Origin of the sequence: Halopseudomonas nanhaiensis, from assembly GCF_020025155.1 — a bacterium.
In the GTDB taxonomy this organism is placed as follows: domain Bacteria; phylum Pseudomonadota; class Gammaproteobacteria; order Pseudomonadales; family Pseudomonadaceae; genus Halopseudomonas; species Halopseudomonas nanhaiensis.
The window spans coordinates 2,825,627-2,851,185 of sequence record NZ_CP073751.1; the positions used below are offsets into that span (position 1 = coordinate 2,825,627).

The following is a 25,559-nucleotide window of genomic DNA, read 5'->3' on the forward strand; positions in this document are numbered from 1 at the left end:
GCGCAGATGGTCGGCGATGTCGCCGCATACCGACTCGGGCGGGAGGATCGGTGCCTAACGCCCACGCAGCCGACGTGACTGCGCAAGGCGCCGTGAACCCATCCCCGGGGGCTTCACTGCCGCATCCTTGCGGCAGAGACTTGCTCCGCCCCGCCGGCTGCGCGAGCTGATCCGACTCGAGAGTCGCTGCGCAGCTGTGCGCAGGTGCGAGTCCCAAAGCCTAACCGATCCAACCAGCGACACTAACGTTTCGGGTCAGTCGTGCCGGGAGGGGCAAACCGACCGTCGCTCGCATGGATGCGATCGCCGAGCTACATGGATGTACTTGCTGCGTGTCGGATTGTCCCTCCCGGCGCGACTGACCAGGCACTGAGTTGCCAGCACAGAGCGACCTCAACGGCCTGAATCAATCCAGCAGAGAGGCCTTCACGAGTACTTCGTCGTCGTCCGGCTCAGCTATCAGACCGTCGAGGCCCAGTACTTGCCGCACCGGCGCGAATGAACGGCGGTGGATGGATGTAGCGCCGAGTTCCGACAGCGCCTGGAGGTGAAACGGCGTCGCGTAGCCCTTGTGGCTGGAGAAGCCGTAACCGGGATACATCATATCCAGCTCGCACATCTCGCGGTCGCGAGCGACCTTGGCGAGGATCGATGCTGCGGCGATTGCCGGCACGCGCGCGTCACCCTTGATCACTGGCTCGCTCGGCATGGGGAGAACCGGACAGCGGTTACCGTCGACCAACACCCGATCGGGACGGACCGACAGCCCGGCCACGGCGCGCTGCATGGCCAGCATGGTCGCGTGTAGGATATTCAGCTGATCGATTTCCTCGACCTCGGCGCGGGCGATGCACCAGGCGATCGCGCGCTCCTGAATGATCGGGAAAAGCTCCTCACGGCGCGCCTCGGTGAGCTTTTTCGAATCATTCAGGCCCTCGATGGGTCGCAGCGGATCGAGGATCACCGCCGCGGTCACCACCGCACCGCACAGCGGTCCACGGCCGACTTCGTCTACGCCGGCGACCAGCTCGCCTTCGGGTAGCACCCACTCCATGATGACCTGGTTCATGCCAGTCGACCCTTCTCTTTCATCAATGCAATAACAGCGTCTGCCGCGGCCCGGTCGGCATCGCGACGCAGGAGCTGATGCAGTTCGGTGAAGGTGGCCTGGGCTTCCTCGCGTTCGGGAGACGGGTCCAGGCGAGCCAGCAACGCCTCGCCCATCGCGTGGGGGGTCGCATCATCCTGCAGAAACTCCGGCACCACCTCGCGCTGTGCCAGCAGGTTGGGCAGCGAAACGTGGCCTACCTTGACCAGCCGCTTGAGTATACGAAAGGTCAGTCCAGCCATTCGATAGGCAACGACCATCGGGCGCTTGAACAGCATGGCCTCGAGCGTCGCGGTGCCCGAGGCGATCAGCACCGCGTCGCAGGCCGCAAGCACTTCGTGGGCCTGCCCGTCAAGCAACTGCACAGCAACGCCAACGTCGTTCTCGGCGATGATCGCCTGCATCTGCGCCTTTCGCTCCGCATTCGCGCATGGCATGACGAACGTCAGTTCGGGTCTGCGCGCAGCGCACCAGGCCGCGGTCTGCAGAAACAGGGCGCCGAGTTTGCGCAGCTCCCCGTTACGGCTGCCCGGCATCAATGCGATAACCCGCGCGTCGGCTGGCAGACCGAGGGAGACGCGGGCGGCCTCGCGATCGGGCTGCAGCGGAATCTGGTCTGCCAGCGTGTGGCCGACGCACCGCACCGGCACGCCATGACGCCGATACACGTCTTCTTCAAAAGGGAACAGCGTAAGCATCAGATCGGTGGATTCGCGGATGCCCAGCACACGCTTCTCGCGCCAGGCCCAGACGGACGGGCTGACGTAATGGACAGTGGGGATGCGTTCGGCGCGCAGCCTCTTTTCAATGTTCAGAACGAAGTCCGGGGCATCGATGCCGATGAACACGTCCGGGTTCTCGCGCTTGAAGTAGTCGACCAGATTCTTGCGGATCGCCAGCAGTTCTCGCAGTCGCCCGAGCACCTCGACCAGCCCCATCACTGACAGTCGCTCCATCGGCACCTGGCTCACCAAGCCTTCGGCGATCATCCGCGGCCCGCCTATACCGATGAAGCGAGCATCAGGATAGTCGCGCTTGAGCGCGCGCATCAGACCCGCCCCCAGTGTGTCGCCAGATGCTTCGCCAGCAACCAGAGCAATACACAAGGATTGACGGGACGAGGGCTGGAGACCGGACATTTCTAGCGGGTGATGCCGCGGGTCGACGCCAGGATGGAATCGCGATACAGCGCAATTTCGGCGAACTCGGCAGCGCTGTCTTCCAGCGAAACCAGTGCTTCCTGAAGGGTCAAGCCTTGGCGATAAACGATCTTGTAGGCGCGGCGCAGCGCAGCGACAAGCTCCGGGCTGTAGCCTCTGCGGCGCATGCCTTCGAAGTTCATCCCGTGCGCGCTGGCCGGATTTCCACCCACCATGACAAACGCGGGAATGTCCTTGAATACCGCGCTATTGGCCGCACTCATCGACCAGGCGCCAAGACGGCAGAACTGGTGGACCGTCGTGTAGCCGCCAAGGATCGCGCCGTCGCCGACGTGAACATGTCCCGCGATGGTGGCATTGTTGGCCATGATGATGTTGCTACCTACCACGCAGTCGTGGGCAACATGTACATAGGCCATGAGCAGATTGTTGCTGCCGATGGTGGTGACGCCCTGGTCCTGTGCCGTGCCGCGATGCAGCGTACAGCCTTCCCGAATGACGTTGTTGTCGCCAATCACCAGGCGGGTGGGTTCGCCACGGTACTTCTTGTCCTGGCAGTCTTCGCCGACCGAGGCAAACTGGAATATCCGGTTGCCCTGGCCGATTGTCGTCGGCCCTTTGATCACCACGTGGGGGCCGACGACCGTGCCGGAGCCGATTTCGACATCCGGGCCGATCAGCGTCCAGGGTCCGACCTCGACATCATCGGCCAGCCGCGCAGCCGGATCGACGATCGCCTGAGGATGGATCCGATTCATATCTTGCGCTCCGCGCAGATGATCTCGGCGGCGCAGACTTCCTGCGTACCGACGATGGCTCGACAGGAGAAGCGCCAGATGCCGCGCTTGTTGCTCAGGTGGCGAGCTTCGAGCTGAAGCTGGTCGCCTGGCACTACCGGCTGACGGAAGCGCAGCTTGTCTGAACCGACGAAATAGTACAGGGTGCCATCGGACGGCTTGACATTCATCATCTTGAAACCAAGCAGACCCGCGGCCTGAGCCATGGCTTCAATGATCAGCACGCCGGGCATGATGGGATGCTGAGGGAAATGCCCGTTGAAGAAGGGCTCGTTCACCGACACGTTCTTGTATGCACGAATGTGGCGATTCTCGAGATCCAGCTCCACCACCCGATCTACCAACAGGAACGGGTACCGGTGGGGCAGGTATTCTTTGATTTCGTTGATATCCATTAGGCAAGCCTTGCAGTGAAATAGGTGCGCCGCAGCGCCGATCAGGGTTCAGATGAACCCTGCGCAGCTGGAGTCACTGCCGCCAATTGCTTCTCCATGTGCTGGACACGTTTGGCCAGCGCATCGAGCTGCCGAATCCGTGCAGCACTCTTCTTCCATTCGGCCGCCGGCTGCATTGCCGTTCCTGACGAGTAGGCGCCAGGCTCGGTGATCGACCGCGTGACCATGGTCATGCCGCTGACGAATACGTTGTCGCAGACCTCGATATGGCCAACCATCCCGACACCGCCTGCGATCATGCAATGACGGCCGATCCGCGTGCTGCCGGAGATACCCACGCAGGCGGCCATGGCCGTGTGGTCGCCGATCTGGACGTTGTGGGCGATCTGAATCTGGTTGTCCAGCTTGACGCCGTCGCCGATAACGGTATCGGCCAGAGCGCCCCGGTCGATCGCGGTATTGGCGCCGATCTCCACATCGTCACCAATGCTCACGCCACCGATCTGGGCTATCTTCTCCCAGCGGCCCGCCTCATTGGCAAATCCGAAGCCTTCCGAGCCGATCACCGCGCCTGACTGGATCACCACCCGCTCGCCGATGCGCACATCGTGGTAAATCGTGACCCGAGGCGCAAGCCAGCCGCCCGCGCCGATGCGCGAACGGGCACCCACGTGACAGTGAGAGCCCAGTGTCACCCCGGCGCCAACATTCGCACCCGACTCGATGACCGCGAACGGGCCGACGCTGGCCTCTGGATGCACCGTGGCATCCGTGGCGACCACCGCCGTAGGATGAATGCCCGCAGCCGGACGCGGCTTGGGATCAAATCGGTGGGACAAACGGGCATAGGCGAGGTATGGATCACTGACGATAAGGGCATTGCCGCCGAACCCCTCTGCGTCCGCTTCGCGCAACAGCACTGCGTCGGCACGGGTAGTGGCCAGCAACTTGCGGTACTGGGCATTGGCCAGAAAGCTCAGCTGACCCGGTCCGGCGTCGGCCAGTGTGGACAGGCCGGTGATGACGCGCGTGCCGTCGCCCACCAGCCTGGCGTCGAGCGCATCGGCCAGATCGGACAGAGTCAGCAAAGTATCAGTCATCGCTTAGCGGGCGCTGTTGAGGCGCTCGATGACCTGGCGGGTGATATCCAGATCGGGCTTGACGTCGACAACCGCGCTGCGATCGATGACCAGATCATAATTGCCGGACGCAATCACCGCCTTGACCGCCTCTTCCAGCTTGGGACGCAGTGTTTCGACAACCTGACGCTCATCCTGGGCGCGCTGCTCGTTCAGCTCGCGGGACAGGGTCTGAAATTCACGTGCCTTCTGACGAAACTCGAGGTCGAGCTTTTCCTTTTCGGTCTGGCCGAGCTTTTCACCGTCCTTCTGCATGCGCTCCTGCAGGCGCTTGGCCTCGCTTTCGAGATTGCGCAGGCGCTGGACCTGATTACCGTACTTCTTTTCCGCTTCGCCCGAGTAGCGCTTGGCAGCATCCGACTCGACCAGAGCCATCTGGTAATCCAGCACGGCGATTTTGATTTCGGCAACAGCCGGAAAGCTGGCGAGTACCATCAAGGATATTGCTGCAACGCTGATTAACTTACGCACCTTCAACTGCTCCTGGATTTTGTAGTGATGAGAGAGGCCAGCCTCAGAACGTCTGGCCCAAGGTGAACTGGAATACCTGGGTGTCGTCTTCCGATTCGTCGTTCAGAGGCATGGCCAGGCTGAACCCGAGCGGGCCCAGAGCGGTGAGCCAGGACAGGCCCACACCGGCGCTGTATCGCAACTGACCGGCATCTACGCTACCACAGCCTGGATTCTCGCGGCCATTGAGCAATACGGTATTGGCACATTCGGTATCAAAGACATTGCCCACGTCGAAGAACAGCACCGTGCGAAGTGAACGTTGATCGGTAACGAACGGCGCAGGGAAGATCAGTTCCGCGCCACCGGTCACCTTGACGTTACCGCCAAAGGGCAGTTGATCGCGGTCCGGATCAATCGCGGCCGGCGTGCTTCGGGGGCCGAGCGAACTGTCACGGAAACCGCGCACCGAACCGATGCCGCCGGCGTAATAGTGCTCGTAGAACGGCACGCGCCCGGTATCGCCGAAGCTGTCGGAGTAGCCCAGGTTGGCATGGGTCCGCAACGTCAGGGATTCGCTGACAGGCAGGAAGTGCTGTCCGCGATAGTCGATCTTGTAAAAGCTCAGATCGCTGCCCGGCACCGTGGTTTCCACGTTCAGGTTCTGCGAGAAGCCGCGATCCGGAAACACGCCGCGGTTGAGCGTTGACTGCGACCAGCCTGCATTGAACTTGAAGTTGGTGAATGAATCGCCCTCCTCTTCGAGGAAGTTGACGATTTCCTGAACGGTGTAGGTACCGGTCTTGATTTCATCCTGTTGCAAGTTGAGCCCGAAAGAGAGGCGCGACGTATCGCTGATCGGGTAGCCGATGTTGAAGCCGGCGCCATAGGAGTCAACCGCGTAGCTCGAGATGTCTACATTGAGGCGGTCGTAGTCGGTTGTACGGTAGAAGGCGTTGTAGCCAAGGCTGACGCCATCGACGGTGAAGTAGGGATCAAGGAAACCAAACGACAGCGACGTCTGGTATTCGGAACGGTTAGCACTGACGCTGACGCGGTTTCCGGTACCGAAGAAGTTGTTCTGGCTGATCGAGCCCCCAAGAATCAGACCAGTACCCTGGGCGAAGCCGACGCTGGCGGTAATCGAACCGGAGGGCTGTTCTTCGACGGTGTAATTCACGTCGATCAGATCCTCCGCGCCTGGCACCGGCACGGTTTCGACGTCAACTTCCTTGAAGAATCCCAGGCGTTCCAGGCGTACCTTGGACTGATCGATCAGGTGAGTGGAGGCCCAACCGCCTTCCATCTGGCGCATTTCACGGCGCAACACCTCGTCGTCGGTCTTGGTATTGCCGCGGAAGTTGATGCGATTGACGTAGGCACGGCGACCCGGGTCGACGAAAAAGGTGACCGATACGGTACGGTCTTCTTCATTGATGTCCGGAATGGCATTGACGTTGGCGAAGGTATAGCCCTCGTTGCCCAGCCGACGGGTCACCAGGTCACTGCTCGCCGTCATCACCTGGCGGGAAAACACCTGCCCCGGCTGCACCAGCAGCAGACGCTCGACTTCGCTCTCCTCGACCTTCAGGTCGCCGGAAAGCTTTACATCGCTGACGGTGTAGCGCTCGCCCTCGTTGATGTTGACGGTGATGTAGACGTTGCGCTTGTCGGGTGTGATCGAAACCTGGGTCGATGCCACATCCATGTTGATGTAGCCGCGGTCGAGATAGTACGAACGCAGGCGCTCGAGATCGCCGGACAATTTCTCACGGGAGTACTTGTCGTCGTTACGCAGGAACGAAAACCAGCCGGAGGTGCTGAGCTCGAACAGATCGACCAGCTCGTCGGTCGGGAAGACCGTGTTGCCGACGACGTTGATGTGCTTGATCGAAGCAACCTGGCCTTCGTCGACGATGATACGCAGTCCTACACGGTTGCGCGGCTCGGCCACCACTTCGGTTTCGATGTCGGCCGAGTAGCGACCCTGCGCCACATACTGGCGCAGCAGTTCATTGCGCACGCCTTCGAGCGTGGCCTGCTGGAAGATTTCACCCTCTGCCAACCCTGCTGCACGCAGCCCTTCGAGCAGGTCTTCGCTCTTCAGCGCCTTGTTGCCCTCCAGCTCGATGGACGAAATGGACGGGCGCTCCACCAGGTTGATCACCAGCACGTTGCCTTCCCGGCCGAGCTGAATGTCCTGGAAGAAGCCGGTACGAAACAGCGACCGGGAAGCGTCGACCAGCTCCTGGTCGTCCACCTCGTCGCCGATATTCAGCGGCAACGCGCTGAACACGCTGCCAGCCGAGACACGTTGCAACCCATTGACGCGAATGTCGGAGATCCGGAAGGAATCTGCAAAAACTTCCGGCGCCAGGAGAATCATCAGTAGCGCAGGCAATAGGTAACGTTTCATGAAATCCGTTCTGACTGACTGGTTTAAATTATTGGCCGTGGCAACCTTGCGACAGCTCGGCTTCCGCTGTCTTATCGGTCAACCCAGACGGCTGATATCGTTGAAGATGGCAAATACCATTACCCCAACGATGAGTGTCAGGCCGATCTGCAACCCCCAGGCCTGAATACGCTCCGACAACGGCTTGCCGCGAACCCATTCCGCAACGTAGTAAACCAGATGCCCCCCGTCCAGGACGGGGATCGGCAGCAGGTTCAGCACACCGAGGCTGATGCTCAAATAGGCGAGGAAGCTGAGAAAGCTTTCTGGGCCGGACTTGGCGGAAGCGCCCGCCACTTTAGCAATGGTTATCGGACCGCTCAAGTTTTTTGCCGACACCAGGCCGGTGAGCATTTTCTTCAGCGATTCCAGCGTGAGAACCGTCATGTCCCAGGTCTTGCCCAGCGCCACCGGGATCGCCACCAGCGGGTTGTAATCAATGCTGCGGATCATGTGTTCAGGCCATTCGAACGCTGCTACGCCCGCCCCGACGAACCCTTGCGAGCGACCTTCATGCTCACGAGCCTGAGGGGTGACGATCAGCGTCTGCGTCGCCCCGTCGCGGTCGATCGTCAGCTCCAGAGCCTGGCCAGCGCTAGCCTGGATGGTCGGAACCACCTGGCGAACCCAATCCTGAACGGGCTCGCCGTCGATTGCCAGAATGAGGTCCCCTTCCCGGAGGCCAGCGGCTTCGGCAGCGCCATCGGAAGTCACCTGACCGATGCGCGGCTCGACTACCGGCTGCCAGGTAGTGAGGCCGAGGGCTTCAATCGGATCAGGTTGATCTGCACCACGCAACCAGTCCTGCAAGGTGAGCGTGTAGCTCTGCGGAGCACTCTCCGGCGTCTCCCTGGCCATCACTTCGAGACGACCGGTTTCGCCCAAGCGGCGGATCAACTGCAGATTCACTTCGTGCCAGCTGGGCGTACTCTGACCGTCGATCTCGACCAGCTCCATGCCTTCGGCGAGACCGGCACGCTGGGCAACGCTGCCGGGCTCAACCGGACCGAGCACCGGGGCAATGGTGGTAATACCCATCACCGCGATCACCCAGAAGGCGACGATAGCGAGCAGGAAGTTGGCCAACGGCCCGGCGCAGACGATGGCGATGCGCTTCTTCACGTCCTTGCGATTGAACGCCTGATCCAGCTCGGCAGGGTCTACCGGACCCTCGCGCTCGTCGAGCATCTTCACGTAACCGCCTAGCGGTATCGCTGCGACGGCGTACTCGGTGCCCCGCTTGTCGTGCCAGCTGAACAGCGATTTGCCGAAGCCCACGGAAAACTTGAGCACCTTGACGCCGCAGCGTCGAGCTACCCAGAAATGACCGTACTCATGAATGGTGACCAGCAGCCCGAGGGCTACAATAGTCGCAAGAAGGGTAAACAGAAGGTCCATTGACGCCTCGTTCGGGTGAGGCGGTGGATACCTGCCTCAGCCAGTCAAACCTTGTTGGCCAGCCATGCGGTGGCGTGCTCGCGCGCAAGCCGGTCGGCGTGAAGAATATGGTCCAGATCGCGAACCGATTCTGCCGGCAGGCTGCTGAGCGCGTCGTCGATGATAACAGGGATGTCGGTAAAACCAATGCGCCGGCTGAGAAAGGCTTCCACTGCTACCTCATTGGCCGCATTGAGAACAGCGCTGGCGGTGCCGCCAGCTTCTGCCGCGGAGCGGGCCAGGCGCAGGCAGGGGAAGCGCTCGACATCGGGCGCTTCAAAATCCAGACAGGCCACCTGCAGCAGGTCGAGCGCAGCGACGCCCGAGTCGATGCGCTCGGGCCAGGCCAGAGCATGGGCAATCGGCGTCCGCATGTCAGGATTGCCCAGCTGCGCCAGCACCGAACCGTCAACGTACTCGACCATGGAGTGAATCACGCTCTGCGGATGCACCACGATCTGCACCTGATCGGGCCTGGCATCGAACAGCCAGCAGGCCTCGATCAGCTCCAGCCCCTTGTTCATCATGCTTGCCGAGTCGACCGATATTTTCTGCCCCATTGACCAGTTGGGGTGGGCACACGCCTGCTCAGGCGTCACGCCGGCCAGCTGATCGGACGCGAGCGAGCGAAACGGACCACCTGATGCAGTGAGCAGAATCTTGCGCACGCCAACATTGGCCAGACCGTCGCTGTAGCGAGGAGGCATGCACTGGAAAATCGCGTTGTGTTCACTGTCGATGGGCAACAGCCGCGCGCCAGACTGGCTGACGGCGTCCATGAACAGACTGCCGGACATGACCAGCGCTTCCTTGTTCGCCAGCAATACGCGCTTGCCTGCCCTGACCGCCGCCAATGTAGGGGCAAGACCCGCAGCGCCGACGATGGCAGCCATGACTGCATCGACGCGCTCATCTGCAGCCACGCTGGACAACGCCTCGGGGCCGTGCAGCACCCGGGTGCGCTTTCCTGCCGCTGCCAGGGATGCCTGCAGCGCTGCGGCCTGGCTCGCGCCGGCGACCACCGCATGGACGGGATCGTGCTCGATGCACTGCGCGAGCAGCACATCCATACGGCTGTGCCCGGTGAGCGCAAACAGCCCATAGCGATCCGGATGGCGGGCAATGACGTCCAGCGTGCTGACACCAATCGATCCGGTTGCACCGAGAATGCAGATTTGGCTGATGGTCACCCGAGGCGGCTCCCGACCAGCAGCCAGAACAGGGCGAATACCGGAATAGCAGCAGTGAGACTGTCAATACGATCCATCACACCGCCGTGACCGGGCAGCAGGTTACTGCTGTCCTTCATGCCCTGCTCGCGCTTGAAGACACTCTCGGTGAGATCGCCAACCACTGAAAAGAGCACCACCAGCAGGGCGCCGACCAGACCCAGCAACACATCAGGCAATGGCCAGCCGAGATACAGCAAGGTGCCCAGTGTCGCCACCTGAGTAAAGAAGACCCCGCCAAACAGTCCTTCGCGGGTCTTGCCCGGACTGACCTTGGGCAGCAGCTTGTTGCGGCCGAAGTTCTTGCCTGCAAAGTAGGCGCCGATATCGGCGATCCATACCAGCAGAAGCACGGCAAGGATCAGCAGCAGGCCGGAAGGCTGCTCGCGAAGCCAGATCAGCCCGTACCAGGCAGGCAGAAGCACCAGCAGACCGAACAGCTGGCAGATCATCGAGCCAGCCCAGACGCCCCGTCCGTTGGGATAGCGAATGATCAACACTGTCGCAAATATCCACCAGAGCAGCGCCGGTATGAAAATGTACTGCGCCGGCCAGCCGTCCCGGTAAAGACCGGCCATCAGCAACGCAACGGCGGCAGCATAGATAATTCGGCCCTTCTGCGTGGTTTCGCCGCCGAGACGAGCCCATTCCCAGGCCGCCAGCGTCACGATGGCGCCCACGAACAGCGCAAACAGTGGCCCGTGCAGGAAAACGAAGCCGGCGATTGCCAGCGGGGCGAGGATGACGGCCGTGATGATGCGCTGCTTCAGCATCCGGATTCCGCCGCTACTTGCTCGCTAGTCTTGCCAAAGCGACGTTGCCGCTTGGCGAAATCCGCGAAGGCGGCGCGCAGCGCGTCGTGCTTGAAATCGGGCCAATAGAGATCGGAGAAATACAGCTCGGCATAGGCAATCTGCCACAGCAGAAAGTTGCTTACCCGGCGTTCGCCGCCGGTACGGATGCACAGGTCCGGCTGGGGCCACTCCGCCGTGCAAAGCCGCTGCTGGAAGTCCTGCTCGTCGATGGCTGTCGCATCAAGCCTACCGGCCTGAGCCTCGATTGCCAGACGGCGAGCCGCCTGGGCGATGTCCCACTGCCCGCCATAGTTGGCGGCGACCACCAGCGTGAGGCGTGTGCCGTCCGCCGTCAGCGCTTCGGCTTCCGCCATGGCCTTCTGCAGCTCTGCGGAAAAACGTGATCGATCTCCGACGATACGCAGACAGATCTCGTTTTCGACCAGTTTGCGCACTTCCCGGCGCAGGGCGCTGAGAAACAGGTCCATCAGCGCACCGACCTCTTCTTCGGGTCGATTCCAGTTTTCGCTCGAGAACGCAAACAAGGTCAGAACCTCGACGCCTTCCTCGGCGCAGACCTCGATGACCGCGCGCACCGCATCGACACCAGCCTTGTGGCCGGCTACACCCGGAAGAAAGCGCTTGCGCGCCCAGCGATTGTTCCCATCCATGATTATGGCCACATGGCGGGGAATGGACGGCGGACGACCGGCTGTTGTCATATCATTCATGGGTCAATGGGGAACGATGGCTCAAATGGCCATCAGGTCCGATTCCTTGGCTTCCAGCGCCTTATCGATTTCGGCGATGTATTTGTCGGTCAACTTCTGGACCTCGTCAGCTGCACGACGTTCCTCGTCCTCGCTGATTTCCTTTTCCTTCTGCAGGTCCTTCAACTGACTCAGCGCATCGCGCCGGATATTGCGTACGGCAACCCGGGCGTTCTCGGACTCGGAACGCGCCTGCTTGGTGAAACCCTTGCGCGTTTCCTCGGTCAGGGCAGGCATCGGCACACGAATGGTGGTGCCGGCAGTAGCCGGATTGAGTCCGAGATCGGAGGTCATGATGGCTTTTTCGACAGCCTGGATCATGCTGCGGTCGAAAACCGTCAGCGCCAGCGTACGCGAATCTTCGACGTTGACGTTGGCAACCTGACGCAGCGGCGTATCAGCGCCGTAATAGGAGACCATGACGCTATCGAGAATGCTCGGATGAGCGCGGCCGGTACGAATCTTGGCAAACGCATGATCCAGTGCCTCGACCGACTTCTTCATGCGCTCCTGAGCGTCCTTCTTGATTTCATTGATCATCGATTAGCCCTCGATCAGTGTTCCTTCGGCGCTTCCTACCACTGCATTGAGCAGCGCGCCAGGCTTGTTCATGTTGAAGACCCGCAACGGCATCTTGTGATCGCGGATCAGACAGATCGCGGTCAGATCCATTACACCAAGCTTGAGATCCAGCACCTGGTCATAGCTGAGCGTATCGAAACGCTGGGCGTTCGGGTCCTTCATGGGATCGGCGTTGTAGACACCGTCGACCTTGGTGGCCTTGAGGACCAGGTCGGCATCGACCTCGATGCCGCGCAGGCAGGCCGCGGTATCGGTGGTGAAGAACGGGTTGCCGGTGCCGGCGGAAAATATTACCACGTCACCGCCCGCGAGGTAGCGCATCGCCTTGCGGCGATCGTAATGCTCGGTGACACCTTCCATGGTAATGGCTGACATGACCCGGGTCTGAATGTTCGAGCGCTCCAGCGAGTCGCGCATGGCCAGGGCATTCATGACAGTAGCCAGCATGCCCATATGGTCACCGGTTACCCGATCCATGCCGACCGCATGCAGTGCGGCACCGCGGAACAGGTTGCCGCCGCCGATCACCAGACCCACCTGTACGCCAATGCCGACCAATTGGCCTACCTCCAGCGCCATGCGGTCGAGAACCTTAGGGTCAATACCGAAGTCTTCGGTCCCCATCAGGGCCTCACCGCTGAGCTTCAGAAGGATCCGCTTGTACTTGGGCTGGCGGCTGCTGGGTACCTGGGCCATCGATGCACTCTCCTGCGATAGAAGGGAGAAAAACTCAACAAGTTCCACCAAGACACTGCTGATGGGCACTTGTTCAGTGTTTCAAAAAAGAGGCTTCACGCCTGCGCGGGAAGCCTCTGGGAGACCTTATTGCAGACGCTCCCGCGGAGCGCCTGCAATGCAACGGTCAGCAAGCAACTTACTGCTTGGATGCCGCGACCTGGGCAGCGACCTCGGCAGCGAAGTCGGTTTCGGCGCGTTCGATGCCCTCACCCACTTCAAAGCGGATGAAGGAAACGACCTCGGCACCGGCCTTCTTCGCCAGATCACCGACCTTGACCTCCGGATCCTTGACGAAGGGCTGCTCGACCAGGCTGGCTTCAGCCAGGAACTTGTTGATACGACCTTTGACCATGTTCTCGACAATGTTGTCCGGCTTGCCGGCAATCTTGTCGGCGTTCAGCGCCAGGAAAATTTCCTTTTCCTTGGCAACCGCTTCCTCGGACACCTGAGACGGGTCGACGAACTGCGGGTTGCTGGCCGCAACGTGCATGGCGATATCGCGCGCCAGCTCTTCATTGCCACCCTTGAGGTTGACCACGACACCGATACGGTGACCGTGCAGGTAGGCGCCGATCACGTCGCCTTCAACCCGAGCCAGACGACGAATGTTGACGTTCTCGCCGGTCTTGGCAATCAGCGCTTCACGTGCGCTTTCCTGATCGGCAACCAGCGGTGCGGCATCGGTGTAGCCAGCTTCGAAAGCCTTGTCCAGCGTCGCGCTGACGAAATTCTTGAAGTCGTCCTGCAGAGCCAGGAAGTCGGTCTGGGAATTGACTTCGACGATGACAGCTGCCTTGCTGTCAGCAGAAACCTTGACTGCAATGGCGCCTTCAGCAGCGATGTTGCCGGCTTTCTTGGCAGCCTTGATCGCGCCGGAGGCACGCATGTCATCGATCGCTTTTTCAATGTCACCGTCGGCGGCAACCAGAGCCTTCTTGCATTCCATCATGCCCTGGCCGGTGCGCTCGCGCAGTTCCTTGACCATGGCTGCAGTGATCTGTGTCATGAATGATTCCTCTAGAATGACTTGATTCTGTACTGCCCCGGCTTCGCGGAGCAGGTCGTTCATGTTGCGTTGAGCATATTGCAAAAAGGGGGCATAGCCCCCTTTTCGATACGGCAACCGCGCGCCGAAATACTCGCTTAGCCTGCAGAGGCCTCGGTCGCCGGTGCTTCTTCTTCGACGAACTCGTCGGCACCGCCACCGTTGCTCTTGCCACGCAGGACCGCATCAGCCATCGCAGCGGCGTACAGCTTGATCGCGCGGATAGCGTCGTCGTTGCCGGGGATGACGTAGTCGACACCTTCCGGGCTGCTGTTGGTATCGACGATGCCGATAACCGGGATGCCCAGCTTGTTGGCTTCGGTGATGGCAATCCGCTCGTGCTCGACGTCGATAACGAAGAGCGCGTCAGGCAGGCCACCCATGTCCTTGATACCACCCAGGCTGCGATCGAGCTTCTCGAGATCGCGGGTACGCATCAGCGCTTCTTTCTTGGTCAGCTTGGTGAAGGTGCCGTCCTGAGCCTGTACTTCGAGGTCACGCAGACGCTTGATCGACTGACGGATGGTCTTGTAGTTGGTGAGCATGCCGCCCAGCCAGCGATGATCAACGTAGGGCATGCCGGCGCGGCTTGCTTCTTCGGCAATGATCTTGCTCGCAGCACGCTTGGTGCCGACGAAGAGCAGCTTGTTCTTGCCGGAAGCCAGCTTCTCCACAAAGCTCAGGGCTTCGTGGAACATCGGCATGGTCTTTTCCAGGTTGATGATGTGAATCTTGTTGCGGGCGCCGAAAATGAACTTGCCCATTTTCGGGTTCCAGTAACGGGTCTGGTGGCCGAAGTGCGCACCGGCCTTTAGCATGTCACGCATAGAGACTTGGGTCATGATAACTCCATCATAAAGTCGGGTTGGGCCTCCACGTATCCCAGTGTCCAACCCCGAAGGGCACCCAGGGCACTGTGACGATACGTGTGCGGTTTCTAGTTTCGCCTGACGCGCGTTGCGTTATTTCAGGCGCGGCGCTTTATACCATATCGAGCCCATCGAATAAAGTTCGACATGCCGAGCGGCGAGGCGAGCTGCGCTTGCTGCGGCTCAACAGCGACGATCATGTCTGGTAAACTCTCTGGTTTGTTCAAGCCTGCATGCCTCAGGGCATGGAATTGTGAGAGAGCCTTCATGACAGTAACCATCAAGACTGCGGAAGATATCGCCGGCATGCGCATTGCCGGCCGCCTGGCGGCCGAGGTGCTGGAAATGATCGGCGAGCACGTCAAGCCCGGCGTGACCACCGAAGAGCTCGACCGGATCTGCCACGATCACATCGTCAATGTACAGAAGGCCATCCCTGCCCCGCTGAACTACGGCGGTGCGCCTGACCGGATTCCGTTCCCCAAGTCGATCTGCACCTCGATCAATCACGTGGTATGTCACGGCATCCCCAACGACAAGCCGCTCAAGAGCGGTGACGCGTTGAATATCGACATAACCGTGATCAAGGATGGTTACCACGGCGATACCAGCAAGATGTTCATCGTCGGCGAAGCGCCCGAGTGGGTCGATCGCCTGATTCGCGTGACCCAGGAATGTCTATATAAAGGTATCTCCGTCGTACGCCCCGGCGCACGTCTGGGCGATATCGGACAGATCATCCAGGACCATGCGCACGCCAATCGCTACAGCGTGGTTCGCGAGTACTGCGGGCATGGCATCGGCAAGGTCTTCCACGAAGACCCCCAGGTACTGCATTACGGACGGGCGGGCACCGGCATGGAGCTGAAGGAAGGCATGACCTTCACCATCGAGCCAATGATCAATCAGGGCCGGCCCGATACCCGTCTGCTCGGCGACGGCTGGACGGCCATTACCAAGGATCGCAAGCTCTCCGCGCAGTGGGAACACACCATTCTTGTCACTGCAGACGGGCACGAAGTACTGACCCGCCGTCAGGAAGAGACCTTCCAGTAAGCGTCACCCGTCGTCACCGCAGGGGGTAGCTATGGATACCGAACTGTTCGACCGAGGTCAGTTTCAGGCGGAACTGGCCCTGAAAAGCAGCCCCATTGCTGCGTTCAAGAAAGCCATCGCTCAGGCCGATTCCGTCCTGCAGGCGCGTTTCACCGGCGGGCGGGACATCCACAAGCTGATACACGACCGTGCCTGGTTTACCGACCAGATCCTCTGTCAGGCCTGGAGTCGCCTGCCCTGTGCCGCCGACCCGGGCATCGCCCTGCTGGCGGTGGGTGGTTACGGGCGGGGCGAGCTTCATCCGCATTCGGATATCGATCTGCTGATCCTGCTGCGTGAAGACAATGCCGACGGCTATAGGGAGTCGATCGAGCAGTTCCTGATGCTGCTATGGGACATCGGTCTGGAAGTCGGTCAGAGCGTGCGGTCGATAGGCGACTGTGCGAGCGAAGCCCGGGCCGATATCACCGTGATTACCAACCTGATGGAATCACGCACCTTGTCGGGCGAGGAGTCGCTGCGCCAGGCGATGATGCAGGCGATCAGTTCCGAGCACATGTGGACCGATGCCGAATTCTTCCGCGCCAAACGTGCAGAACAGCAGGCCCGCCACGCCAAGTTCAACGACACCGAATACAACCTCGAGCCGAACGTCAAGAGCTCGCCAGGCGGCCTGCGCGACATCCAGACCATCGGCTGGGTGGCCTTGCGGCATTTTGGCACCAACGACCTGCGCGAGCTGGTCGAGCAGGGATTCCTCAACGAGCCGGAGTACAACATCCTGGCCTCGGGCCGCGCGTTTCTGTGGCAGGTCCGTTTCGCCCTGCACACACTGGCCGGCCGGGCCGAGGATCGCCTGCTGTTCGATCATCAGCGCACTCTGGCGCAGTTGCTCGGCTATGAGGACAGTGACGCCAAGCTCGCCGTCGAGCGCTTCATGCAGAAGTACTATCGCGTGGTGATGTCACTCTCCGAGCTCAACGACCTGCTCATGCAGCATTTCGAAGAGATTCTGCTGCGCAATGCCGAAGCCGCCGACATCCGTCCGCTCAACGCCCGCTTCCAGGTCCGCAACCATTACATCGAAGTCACTCATCCGCAGGTATTCAAGCGCACCCCGTTCGCGTTGCTCGAGATTTTTCTGCTCATGGCGCAGCATCCCGAGATCCGCGGGGTACGGGCCGACAGCATCCGCCTGCTGCGGGATCACCGGCATCTGATCGATGACAGGTTCCGCAGTGACATTCGCAATACCAGCCTGTTCATCGAGCTGTTGCGCTGTCAGGAAGGCATTCACCGCAACCTGCGCCGCATGAACCGCTACGGCATTCTCGGCCGCTATCTGCCGGAATTCGGCAAGATCGTCGGACAGATGCAGCACGACCTCTTCCATATCTATACCGTCGACGCTCACACGCTCAATCTGATCAAGCATCTGCGCAAACTCGGTCGCCCCGATTACCAGGAGAAATATCCGCTGGCATGGCGCATCTTCTGTCGCCTGCCCAAGCCGGATCTGCTCTACATCGCAGGGCTTTACCACGATATTGCCAAGGGCCGCGGCGGCGACCATTCGGAGCTCGGCAAGGTAGACGCTGAGGCCTTCTGCCAGCGTCATCAGCTGCCGGCGTGGGACTCGCACCTGGTGAGCTGGCTGGTGGAAAATCACCTGTTGATGTCCACCACTGCGCAGCGCAAGGACATTTCCGACCCCGACGTCATCCATGACTTCGCCGTGAAAATGGCCAACCAGGTGCGGCTGGATTACCTCTACGTACTCACCATTGCCGACATCAACGCCACCAATCCGACGCTGTGGAACAGCTGGCGCGCTTCGCTGTTGCGTCAGCTGTATACCGAGACCAAGCGGGCACTGCGTCGAGGGCTGGAAAATCCGCCTGATCGCGAGGAGCAGATCCGCCAGACCCAGCAAGCGGCGCTGGACATTCTGGTACGCGCCGGCGTCGACGAGGACGACGCGGAAGCCCTGTGGGCAGAACTGGGTGAAGACTACTTCCTGCGCCACACCGCCAGCGATGTGGCCTGGCATACCGAGGCGATCACCCAGCACCCCAACCGCAACGGCCCGCTGGTCATGCTGCGCGAGACAGCACAGCGTGAATTCGAGGGCGCCACGCAAATCTTCATCTACACACCCGAGCAGAACGACCTGTTCGCGGTCACCGCGGCAGCGATGGACCAGCTCAACCTGAACATTCAGGATGCCCGAATCATCACCTCGACCAGCCGATTCAGCCTGGACACCTATATCGTGCTCGATGCTGACGGCGGCTCGATCGGCGATAATATTGAACGTATCCGCCAGATCAAGCACGGGCTGATCGAAGCGCTGTCAGATCCGGACGACTACCCGTCCATCATTCAGCGACGCGTGCCGCGCCAGCTCAAGCACTTTGCCTTCGATCCGGAGGTGACCATCTTCAACGACCATGGCGGTCAGCACACCATCCTGGAATTGTCGGCGCCTGACCGACCCGGGCTGCTCGCACGCATGGGCAAGATATTCCTCGACTTCGAGATCAGCGTGCAAAACGCCAAGATCGTCACGCTTGGCGAGCGGGTCGATGACGTGTTCGTGCTGACCGATGCGAACAATCAGCCCCTGTCCGACCCGCAGCTGTGCGAGCGCCTGCAGAGCACCATCATCAAAACGCTGGGTTCAAGCGCCCAGCGTTCCGACAACAGCCCGCCGTCGCAGATTGCCATCGGCCCCTGAGGACCACCAGCGGATGAACCCCGATCTCGACCGCCTGCAACCGTACCCGTTTGAAAAGCTGCGCGCGCTGCTTGCCGACGTGACGCCGAATCCCGCCTTGGCGCCGGTGTCCCTGTCGATCGGGGAACCCAAGCACCCCTCCCCGGCTCTGGTTCTCGAAGCGCTCGCGGCAAACCTGGACAAGGCTGCTGTGTATCCGACCACACTGGGTCTGCCTGAGCTACGTCGCAGCATCGGCGACTGGCTCACGCGTCGCTTCAGCCTGAATCACGACACGCTGGATATCGATCGCCACATCGTCCCGGTCAACGGCACGCGCGAAGCGCTGTTCTCGTTCACCCAGGCAGTCGTCGAACGGGATCCGGAGGGCCTGGTGGTCAGTCCCAACCCGTTCTATCAGATCTATGAAGGTGCGGCATTTCTGGCCGGAGTCGAGCCCCATTACCTGGCCTGCGATGCCGACAACGGATTCGTTCCGGACTTCGCATCGGTGTCCGAGGACGTGTGGCGACGCTGCCAGCTTCTGTTCATCTGTACGCCGGGCAACCCGACTGGCGCGGTCATAGGTCTGCGAACGCTGCAGCAGCTTATCGAACTGGCCGATCGTTACGACTTCGTAATCGCTTCCGATGAATGCTACAGCGAAATCCATCAACCCGATGGATCCGGTCCCGTCGGCCTGCTGCAGGCGTGCGCCGCGATGGGTCGTGACGACTTCCGCCGCTGCGTGGTGTTCCACAGCCTGTCCAAGCGGTCGAATCTGCCCGGGCTACGGTCCGGCTTCGTCGCCGGGGACGCCAGCCTGCTCAGGCCTTACCTGACCTACCGCACCTATCACGGCTGCGCCATGCCCGTGCAGACGCAGCTGGCGAGCATTGCCGCCTGGAAGGACGAGCGTCATGTCAGGGAGAACCAGATGCAGTATCAGGCCAAGTTCGATGCGGTGCTGGACATCCTCGGCAGCGTCATGGACGTCACCCGACCTGACGCGGGTTTCTATCTCTGGCCCCGCACCCCTATCGACGATGAGACCTTCACTCGCCGCCTGCTCGCCGAGCAGAACGTGGCAGTAGTGCCAGGCCGCTACTTGTCTCGCGAGGTCGACGGTTATAATCCCGGCGCCGGACGGATACGCATGGCGCTGGTGGCGCCGCTCGCCGACTGCATCGAAGCCGCGCAGCGTATCCGCCGCCTGATAGAGAGTCTTTGAACATGATCACCCTATACGGCATCAAGGCCTGCGACACGATGAAGAAGGCTCGGACCTGGCTGGATGAGCAGCGCATCGAATACCATTTCCATGATTACAAGAGGGAAGGGATCGACGCGGCTCGGCTGCAGGCGTGGTGCGACGAGCACGGCTGGGAGACCATTCTCAACCGCCAGGGTACGACGTTTCGCAAGCTTGATGAATCCGACAAGCAGGCTATCGATACCGCCAAGGCCGTCGCCTTGATGCAAGCCAACCCATCGATGATTAAAAGACCGGTGCTCGACACTGGCTCGCAGCGGCTGGTCGGCTTCAAGCCCGACCAATACGCCGCCGCTCTTACATGACCGTCCATGCATAGCATCCAAGGAATTAGCCCATGAGCGACTGTTTCAGCCTGGCCTTCGGCGTCGGGACGCAAAACTCTGCCGGTAACTGGCTCGAAGTGTTCTACCCGCAACCTTTGTTGCACCCCGATTCCAGGCTGGTGCAGGTCGTGGCCGAACAGCTCGGCTACAGCGAAGGCAACCATGCGCTGCCGCTCAAAGCCACTCAGTGCGAGACGCTGGGCAAGGCGCTGGAGCAGGCCGGATTCGCCGAAGCGGGCGCGGTAGTCCGCCAGCTCTCGGGCAGCACCCGCCCGCTGGTGGCCACCATCCTGGCCACCGACGAAGCACCGGCATCGACGCCGGAGGCGTACCTCAAGCTTCACCTGCTCTCGCATCGCCTGGTCAAACCGCATGGCGTGGTTCTGGCCGGTATCTTTCCCCTATTGCCCAACGTCGCCTGGACAAACCAGGGCGCGATCGACATCGCAGAATTGCCGCAGCGGCAGCTGGCTGCGCGGCTGGGCGGCGAGACGATCATCGTGCACAGTGTGGACAAGTTCCCGTCGATGACCGACTACGTGGTCCCTTCCGGCATCCGCATCGCCGACACCGCACGGGTGCGCCTGGGGGCCTATGTTGGCGAAGGCACGACCGTCATGCACGAAGGCTTCATCAACTTCAATGCCGGAACCGCCGGCACCAGCATGGTTGAAGGACGGATCTCGGCTGGCGTGTTTGTCGGCAAGGGTTCCGATCTCGGCGGTGGCTGCTCAACCATGGGCACCCTGTCAGGCGGCGGCAATATCGTCATTTCGGTAGGCGAAGGTTGTCTGATCGGCGCCAACGCCGGTATCGGCATCCCGTTGGGCGATCGCTGTACGGTGGAAGCCGGCCTGTACATCACCGCGGGCATCAAGGTTGCACTGCTCGACGATGCCGACAATATCGTCGAGATCGTCAAGGCGCGTGATTTGGCCAATCAGACCGACCTGCTGTTCCGACGCAACTCGCAGACTGGCGCTATCGAGTGCAAGACAAACAAGACCGCGATCCAGCTCAACGAGATGCTGCACGCGCACAACTAAGGGCAGCCCCAAGCTACGAGCTTCAAGCGGCAAGCTGATTGGCGCCGCTTGAAGCTCCGGATCTTGGGAAACGTCTTACCCGCTGACGTGAACGCTGCTTCAAGCCTTCAGCTCAGAACTCTCCACTCGCAGCGTGCTGCTTGTCGCTCGAAGCTAGTAGCTTGCCGCTTAGCGACCCCGTCGCTGCCCCTACTTCAGCAAGCGCTCAACGATCTTCGCTGCGATGTTCAGGCCAAAGGTGCCTGTCACCATCGATACCGCTCCCAGCCCACCCTCGCAATCCAGCTTGACCACCTCGCCGTCGAACACCTTGGTACGGCAGACGCTGCCGTCCGGCTGCGGATAGGTCAGCTGCTCGGTGGAATACACGCAAGGAACGCCGAAGCTGCGCTTGCTTTCGGCGCGGGGGAAGTTGTGGTTGCGCCTGAGCATCGATCGGGCCTTGGCCGCCAGCGGATCGTTGGTGGTTTTCGACAGATCGGCGATCTTCACCTGCAGGGGATCGAACTGACCTGCTGCGCCGCCTGCAGTGACGATGTGAATCTTGCGCCGCCTGCACCAGGCGATCAGCGCCACTTTCGATTTGACGCTGTCGATGCAGTCGGCCACCGCATCGATATCGTCGGTGATGTAGTCGGCCAGGTTCTTCTCGGAAACGAAATCCATCACCGCATTAACATGGCAGGCGGGGTTGATCGCACGCAGGCGCTCTGCCATGACGTCGACCTTGGGGCGCCCGATCTGCCCTTCCATGGCAGGCAATTGCCGGTTGGTGTTGGTCTGGCAAACTTCGTCGAGATCGATCAGCGTGATCCGGCCGATGCCGGTACGCGCCAACGCTTCGGTTGCCCACGAGCCGACCCCGCCGATGCCGACTATGGCGACGTGACTGTCCCGCAACCTGGCCAGCCCTTCGCGTCCATAAAGCCGTGCTATACCGCCGAAACGTGGGTCATCTGTGGTCATGTTCACCTCTCTGATATGCCGCGATTATATCAGCACCGGCCATGTGATAAGACGGCTTCGACAACGCCTGGTCAAAAAACACCCATGGCCCTGCGCGTCAGCCTGGATGACAATCGGATGCGGTTATCCGACAGTTATCCACAGATCCATCCACCGGAACTGTGCACAACTCGGGATAGGATCCGGTCCCCGGCTGTGGGACACTGCGCCTCGTTCACCAGGCGGATCCGCTTATGACCCGATCGTCCCAGCAGTCTTCCCGCCGCCCTTCCGGTCCGCATCCTCGCAACCGGCACCAGGGTCGCTACGACTTCGATGCGCTAGTGCGCGTCGCGCCGGAGTTGCGCGCCTTCATGCGCACCGGCGTGCATGGCCAGCCGACGCTGGACTTCGCGAACCCGCAAGCGGTTCGCGCGCTCAATGGCGCGTTGCTGCTGACGCAGTACGGCATTGAACAGTGGTCCATTCCACCCGGCTATCTGTGCCCGCCGGTACCCGGGCGTGCCGATTATGTTCACGCCCTCGCCGATCTGCTGGCTGACAGCCACGATGGCGTCGTGCCGGCGGGACACGAGCTGCTGGGACTGGACATCGGCACCGGCGCCAACCTGATTTATCCCCTCGTCGGACGGGTGGAATACGACTGGCGTTTCATCGCCGCGGACATCGACCCGGCGGCTCTGCGCAACGCCGAACAGATTCTGGCGGCCAATCCGACGCTCGCCTCCGGGATATCCCTGCGGTTGCAGAGCGATCCGACGGCCATCTTCGAGCACATCATTCAACCGGACGAACTGGTCGATTTTACTCTGTGCAACCCGCCGTTTCACCGCAGCGCTGACGAAGCCCACGAGGCCAGCCGAAAGAAGTGGCAGAACCTGAGGGGCACGGCCGATCCGGCGCTGAACTTCGGAGGCCAGCACAACGAACTGTTCTGCGAGGACGGCGAGTCCGGATTTCTCCAGCGCATGGCCAATCAGAGCGGCGGCTGCAGAGAGCAGGTTTTCTGGTTTTCCAGCCTGGTGTCCAGGCTGGAAAACGTCGCGCCTCTGCAGGAGCGGGTCAGAGCTCTGGGAGCAACGGACGTGCGCGTCATTCCAATGGCCCAGGGCAACAAGCGCAGCCGCTTCGTGGCATGGACCTTCCTTGACAAGAAACAGCGTCGGGCCTGGCGCCGCGCTCGGTGGCCATAGTTCCGGCGGACAGTGTGCAGGCTCATCTCTGGTATCATGCCGCTCTTATACCGTTACGACAGACGAGCCATGACCGAGCTTTCCCCGACCGTTGCCCTGGCCTGCGAGCTGATCTCGCGAGATTCCACTACACCCGTCGATGCCGGATGCCAGCAGCTCATGGCGGAACGCCTGGCTGCCTGCGGATTTGTCATCGAATCGATGCGCTTTGGCGAGGTGGACAACCTCTGGGCACGCCGGGGAACCGAAGGGCCAGTGCTATGTTTCGCCGGGCATACCGACGTCGTACCGACTGGCCCTCTCGACAAATGGAGCAATCCGCCGTTCGCTCCGGTGGTGCGGGACGGCATGCTGCACGGTCGCGGTGCGGCTGACATGAAAGGCAGCCTTGCTGCGATGGTGGTAGGCGTTGAGCGCTTTGTCGCCGCGCATCCCGACCACAGGGGATCGATCGCCTTCCTCATCACCAGCGACGAGGAAGGCCCTGCCCTGGACGGAACGGTGCGTGTAGTGGACACACTCAAGGCGCGAGACGAGACCGTCGAGTGGTGCATTGTTGGCGAGCCCTCCAGCACCGAGCGGGTGGGCGACGTGGTCAAGAATGGTCGCCGTGGATCGCTCAACGCCCGTCTGCTGATCAAGGGCAAGCAGGGGCACGTTGCGTATCCGCACCTGGCACGCAACCCCATCCATCTCGCGGCGCCGGCGCTTGCAGAGCTGGCCGCCGAAGTCTGGGATGAGGGCAATGCGTTCTTTCCACCGACCAGCTTTCAGATATCCAACATTCGGGCCGGAACCGGCGCGACCAACGTCGTCCCCGGCGAGCTGGAAGCGCTGATCAACTTCCGTTTCTCCACCGAATCCAACGTTGACAGTCTGCAGGGCCGTACCCGGGAGATCCTCGGTCGGCACGGATTGGACTTCGAGCTGGATTGGACGGTCTCCGGACTGCCGTTTCTGACCGAGCCAGGCGCCCTCCTTGATGGCGTCGCTGCAGCGATTCTGCATGTCACGGGGCGCCAGACCCAACCCTCCACATCAGGCGGTACCTCCGACGGCCGCTTCATCGCGACCATGGGTACCCAGGTGGTCGAGCTGGGCCCGGTGAATGCAACGATACATCAGGTAGACGAGTGTATCTGCGCCGACGATCTTGACACGCTGACAGACATCTATGAGGCAACCCTCTGCAGGTTGCTGGTCTGATGCTGGAACTGATTTGTCCGAAGTGCCACGAAGCACTGACCAACCTGGGCCAGCAATGGCGCTGCGATAACAACCATAGCTACGACCAGGCCCGGCAGGGCTACCTCAATCTTCTCCTGGTCCAGCACAAGAACAGCCGCCATCCGGGCGACACCCCGGCCATGCTGGCCTGCCGACAGGCCTTTCTGGATGCAGGCCACTACCAGCCGGTCAGCGATGCAATCAATGGTGCCTTCGCCCGGCTCGAGCCTGGTGCCGTCCTCGATATGGGCTGTGGCGAAGGCTACTACACCGCCAGACTGGCCTCCGCGCTGCCGGAGACGCGGATAGGCGGGCTGGATATCAGCAAGGACGCCGTCGTGCGCGCTACACGCCGCAGCCGCAGCCTGCGCTGGCTGGTCGCGTCCAGCGCGCGTCTGCCTGTTGCCGGTGAGAGTCTCGGCGGACTGCTTTCGGTATTCAGTCCGTGGTCCTGGGACGAGTGCCTGCGCACCCTGAAACCAGGCGGCCACCTGGTACTGGTGGGCCCACATGCCGATCACCTTCGAACCCTGCGCGCAGCACTCTATGACGAAGTGCATGCCACGCCGGACCTGCTCAAGGATCAGCCCGTGGGGATGCAGGTCGTCAGTGATGAGACGCTGCGCTATCCTCTGCACCTGACACCCGACGATCTGACCAACCTGATCGGCATGACGCCCCACAGTCTGCGCAGCGCGCCCGACCGGCAGCGTTCGGCAGTGGCATCCGGACTGCCGGGGCTGGAAGTCGCCATGCGACTGGTGATCCTGCAACGTTGCTGAGGAGGT

At 61.3% G+C, this 25,559-nt stretch carries 24 protein-coding genes; 8 read left to right on the top strand and 16 right to left on the bottom strand.

Annotation, left to right across the window (positions count from 1 at the left end):
• Positions 1 to 406: 406 nt before the first annotated feature.
• The 15 genes from rnhB to rpsB form a co-directional block, all read right to left on the bottom strand.
• Positions 407 to 1,069, bottom strand: coding sequence for a ribonuclease HII (gene rnhB / locus KEM63_RS12840; RefSeq protein ID WP_223652234.1), 663 nt, complete (start codon positions 1,067 to 1,069; stop codon positions 407 to 409).
• Complete coding sequence (gene lpxB, locus KEM63_RS12845; protein WP_223652236.1) at positions 1,066 to 2,247, bottom strand: lipid-A-disaccharide synthase; 1,182 nt, start codon at positions 2,245 to 2,247, stop codon at positions 1,066 to 1,068. The genes rnhB and lpxB overlap by 4 nt, the downstream gene beginning before the upstream one ends.
• A gap of 2 nt (positions 2,248 to 2,249) precedes the next feature.
• Positions 2,250 to 3,026: an acyl-ACP--UDP-N-acetylglucosamine O-acyltransferase gene (gene lpxA, locus KEM63_RS12850; protein WP_223652238.1), complete on the bottom strand. Its 777-nt coding sequence runs from the start codon at positions 3,024 to 3,026 to the stop codon at positions 2,250 to 2,252.
• Complete coding sequence (gene fabZ, locus KEM63_RS12855; RefSeq protein WP_223652240.1) at positions 3,023 to 3,460, bottom strand: 3-hydroxyacyl-ACP dehydratase FabZ; 438 nt, start codon at positions 3,458 to 3,460, stop codon at positions 3,023 to 3,025. Before fabZ ends, lpxA begins: the two co-directional genes overlap by 4 nt.
• 41 nt (positions 3,461 to 3,501) lie before the next feature.
• On the bottom strand, positions 3,502 to 4,560 hold the full coding sequence (gene lpxD, locus KEM63_RS12860) for a UDP-3-O-(3-hydroxymyristoyl)glucosamine N-acyltransferase (RefSeq protein ID WP_223652243.1): 1,059 nt from the start codon (positions 4,558 to 4,560) through the stop codon (positions 3,502 to 3,504).
• A 3-nt stretch (positions 4,561 to 4,563) separates the two neighbouring features.
• On the bottom strand, positions 4,564 to 5,070 hold the full coding sequence (locus KEM63_RS12865; protein WP_223652245.1) for an OmpH/Skp family outer membrane protein: 507 nt from the start codon (positions 5,068 to 5,070) through the stop codon (positions 4,564 to 4,566).
• Between the two features lie 43 nt (positions 5,071 to 5,113).
• Complete coding sequence (gene bamA, locus KEM63_RS12870) at positions 5,114 to 7,465, bottom strand: outer membrane protein assembly factor BamA (protein ID WP_223652247.1); 2,352 nt, start codon at positions 7,463 to 7,465, stop codon at positions 5,114 to 5,116.
• 78 nt (positions 7,466 to 7,543) lie between these two features.
• On the bottom strand, positions 7,544 to 8,902 hold the full coding sequence (rseP, locus tag KEM63_RS12875; RefSeq protein WP_223652249.1) for an RIP metalloprotease RseP: 1,359 nt from the start codon (positions 8,900 to 8,902) through the stop codon (positions 7,544 to 7,546).
• Positions 8,903 to 8,946: 44 nt separating this feature from the next.
• On the bottom strand, positions 8,947 to 10,131 hold the full coding sequence (gene ispC, locus KEM63_RS12880) for a 1-deoxy-D-xylulose-5-phosphate reductoisomerase (RefSeq protein WP_223652251.1): 1,185 nt from the start codon (positions 10,129 to 10,131) through the stop codon (positions 8,947 to 8,949).
• Positions 10,128 to 10,943, bottom strand: coding sequence for a phosphatidate cytidylyltransferase (locus KEM63_RS12885; RefSeq protein ID WP_223652253.1), 816 nt, complete (start codon positions 10,941 to 10,943; stop codon positions 10,128 to 10,130). The genes ispC and KEM63_RS12885 overlap by 4 nt, the downstream gene beginning before the upstream one ends.
• Positions 10,937 to 11,686 carry a polyprenyl diphosphate synthase gene (uppS, locus tag KEM63_RS12890; protein WP_223652255.1) on the bottom strand — a complete coding sequence of 250 codons (750 nt, stop codon included), beginning with the start codon at positions 11,684 to 11,686 and terminating at the stop codon, positions 10,937 to 10,939. The genes KEM63_RS12885 and uppS overlap by 7 nt, the downstream gene beginning before the upstream one ends.
• Positions 11,687 to 11,716: 30 nt before the next feature.
• Complete coding sequence (gene frr / locus KEM63_RS12895) at positions 11,717 to 12,274, bottom strand: ribosome recycling factor (protein WP_223652257.1); 558 nt, start codon at positions 12,272 to 12,274, stop codon at positions 11,717 to 11,719.
• A gap of 3 nt (positions 12,275 to 12,277) precedes the next feature.
• Positions 12,278 to 13,012: a UMP kinase gene (gene pyrH, locus KEM63_RS12900; protein ID WP_223652259.1), complete on the bottom strand. Its 735-nt coding sequence runs from the start codon at positions 13,010 to 13,012 to the stop codon at positions 12,278 to 12,280.
• A gap of 178 nt (positions 13,013 to 13,190) precedes the next feature.
• Positions 13,191 to 14,060 (bottom strand): translation elongation factor Ts, encoded by an 870-nt coding sequence (gene tsf, locus KEM63_RS12905; RefSeq protein ID WP_223652260.1) that lies wholly within the window; start codon positions 14,058 to 14,060, stop codon positions 13,191 to 13,193.
• A gap of 137 nt (positions 14,061 to 14,197) precedes the next feature.
• The gene (rpsB, locus tag KEM63_RS12910) at positions 14,198 to 14,941 is read right to left on the bottom strand and encodes a 30S ribosomal protein S2 (RefSeq protein WP_223652262.1); all 744 of its coding nucleotides are present in this window, start codon (positions 14,939 to 14,941) and stop codon (positions 14,198 to 14,200) included.
• Positions 14,942 to 15,235: 294 nt separating this feature from the next.
• Between rpsB and map the strand changes: the two genes are divergently transcribed.
• Genes map through dapD form a run of 5 tightly spaced genes read left to right on the top strand, consistent with a single transcriptional unit; the run spans position 15,236 to position 21,385 of the window.
• Positions 15,236 to 16,024 carry a type I methionyl aminopeptidase gene (gene map / locus KEM63_RS12915; RefSeq protein ID WP_223652264.1) on the top strand — a complete coding sequence of 263 codons (789 nt, stop codon included), beginning with the start codon at positions 15,236 to 15,238 and terminating at the stop codon, positions 16,022 to 16,024.
• Positions 16,025 to 16,055: 31 nt separating this feature from the next.
• Positions 16,056 to 18,761: a [protein-PII] uridylyltransferase gene (locus KEM63_RS12920; RefSeq protein WP_223652266.1), complete on the top strand. Its 2,706-nt coding sequence runs from the start codon at positions 16,056 to 16,058 to the stop codon at positions 18,759 to 18,761.
• Positions 18,762 to 18,774: 13 nt separating this feature from the next.
• Positions 18,775 to 19,971, top strand: coding sequence for a succinyldiaminopimelate transaminase (dapC, locus tag KEM63_RS12925; protein ID WP_223652268.1), 1,197 nt, complete (start codon positions 18,775 to 18,777; stop codon positions 19,969 to 19,971).
• Between the two features lie 2 nt (positions 19,972 to 19,973).
• Positions 19,974 to 20,318, top strand: a complete 345-nt coding sequence (locus KEM63_RS12930; RefSeq protein ID WP_223652270.1) for an ArsC family reductase — start codon at positions 19,974 to 19,976, stop codon at positions 20,316 to 20,318.
• Between the two features lie 32 nt (positions 20,319 to 20,350).
• Positions 20,351 to 21,385: a 2,3,4,5-tetrahydropyridine-2,6-dicarboxylate N-succinyltransferase gene (gene dapD / locus KEM63_RS12935; RefSeq protein ID WP_223652272.1), complete on the top strand. Its 1,035-nt coding sequence runs from the start codon at positions 20,351 to 20,353 to the stop codon at positions 21,383 to 21,385.
• A gap of 189 nt (positions 21,386 to 21,574) precedes the next feature.
• On the opposite strand, the gene tcdA is transcribed toward dapD, so the two are convergent.
• Positions 21,575 to 22,351 (bottom strand): tRNA cyclic N6-threonylcarbamoyladenosine(37) synthase TcdA, encoded by a 777-nt coding sequence (gene tcdA / locus KEM63_RS12940; RefSeq protein ID WP_223652274.1) that lies wholly within the window; start codon positions 22,349 to 22,351, stop codon positions 21,575 to 21,577.
• A 233-nt stretch (positions 22,352 to 22,584) separates the two neighbouring features.
• On the opposite strand from tcdA, the gene rlmF reads away from it, so the two are divergent.
• From rlmF to KEM63_RS12955, 3 genes are all read left to right on the top strand, one after another.
• Positions 22,585 to 23,544: a 23S rRNA (adenine(1618)-N(6))-methyltransferase RlmF gene (gene rlmF / locus KEM63_RS12945; protein ID WP_223652276.1), complete on the top strand. Its 960-nt coding sequence runs from the start codon at positions 22,585 to 22,587 to the stop codon at positions 23,542 to 23,544.
• Between the two features lie 69 nt (positions 23,545 to 23,613).
• On the top strand, positions 23,614 to 24,750 hold the full coding sequence (gene dapE / locus KEM63_RS12950) for a succinyl-diaminopimelate desuccinylase (protein WP_223652278.1): 1,137 nt from the start codon (positions 23,614 to 23,616) through the stop codon (positions 24,748 to 24,750).
• Positions 24,750 to 25,553, top strand: a complete 804-nt coding sequence (locus tag KEM63_RS12955) for a putative RNA methyltransferase (RefSeq protein ID WP_223652279.1) — start codon at positions 24,750 to 24,752, stop codon at positions 25,551 to 25,553. Before dapE ends, KEM63_RS12955 begins: the two co-directional genes overlap by 1 nt.
• The last annotated feature ends 6 nt before the right edge of the window (positions 25,554 to 25,559 follow it).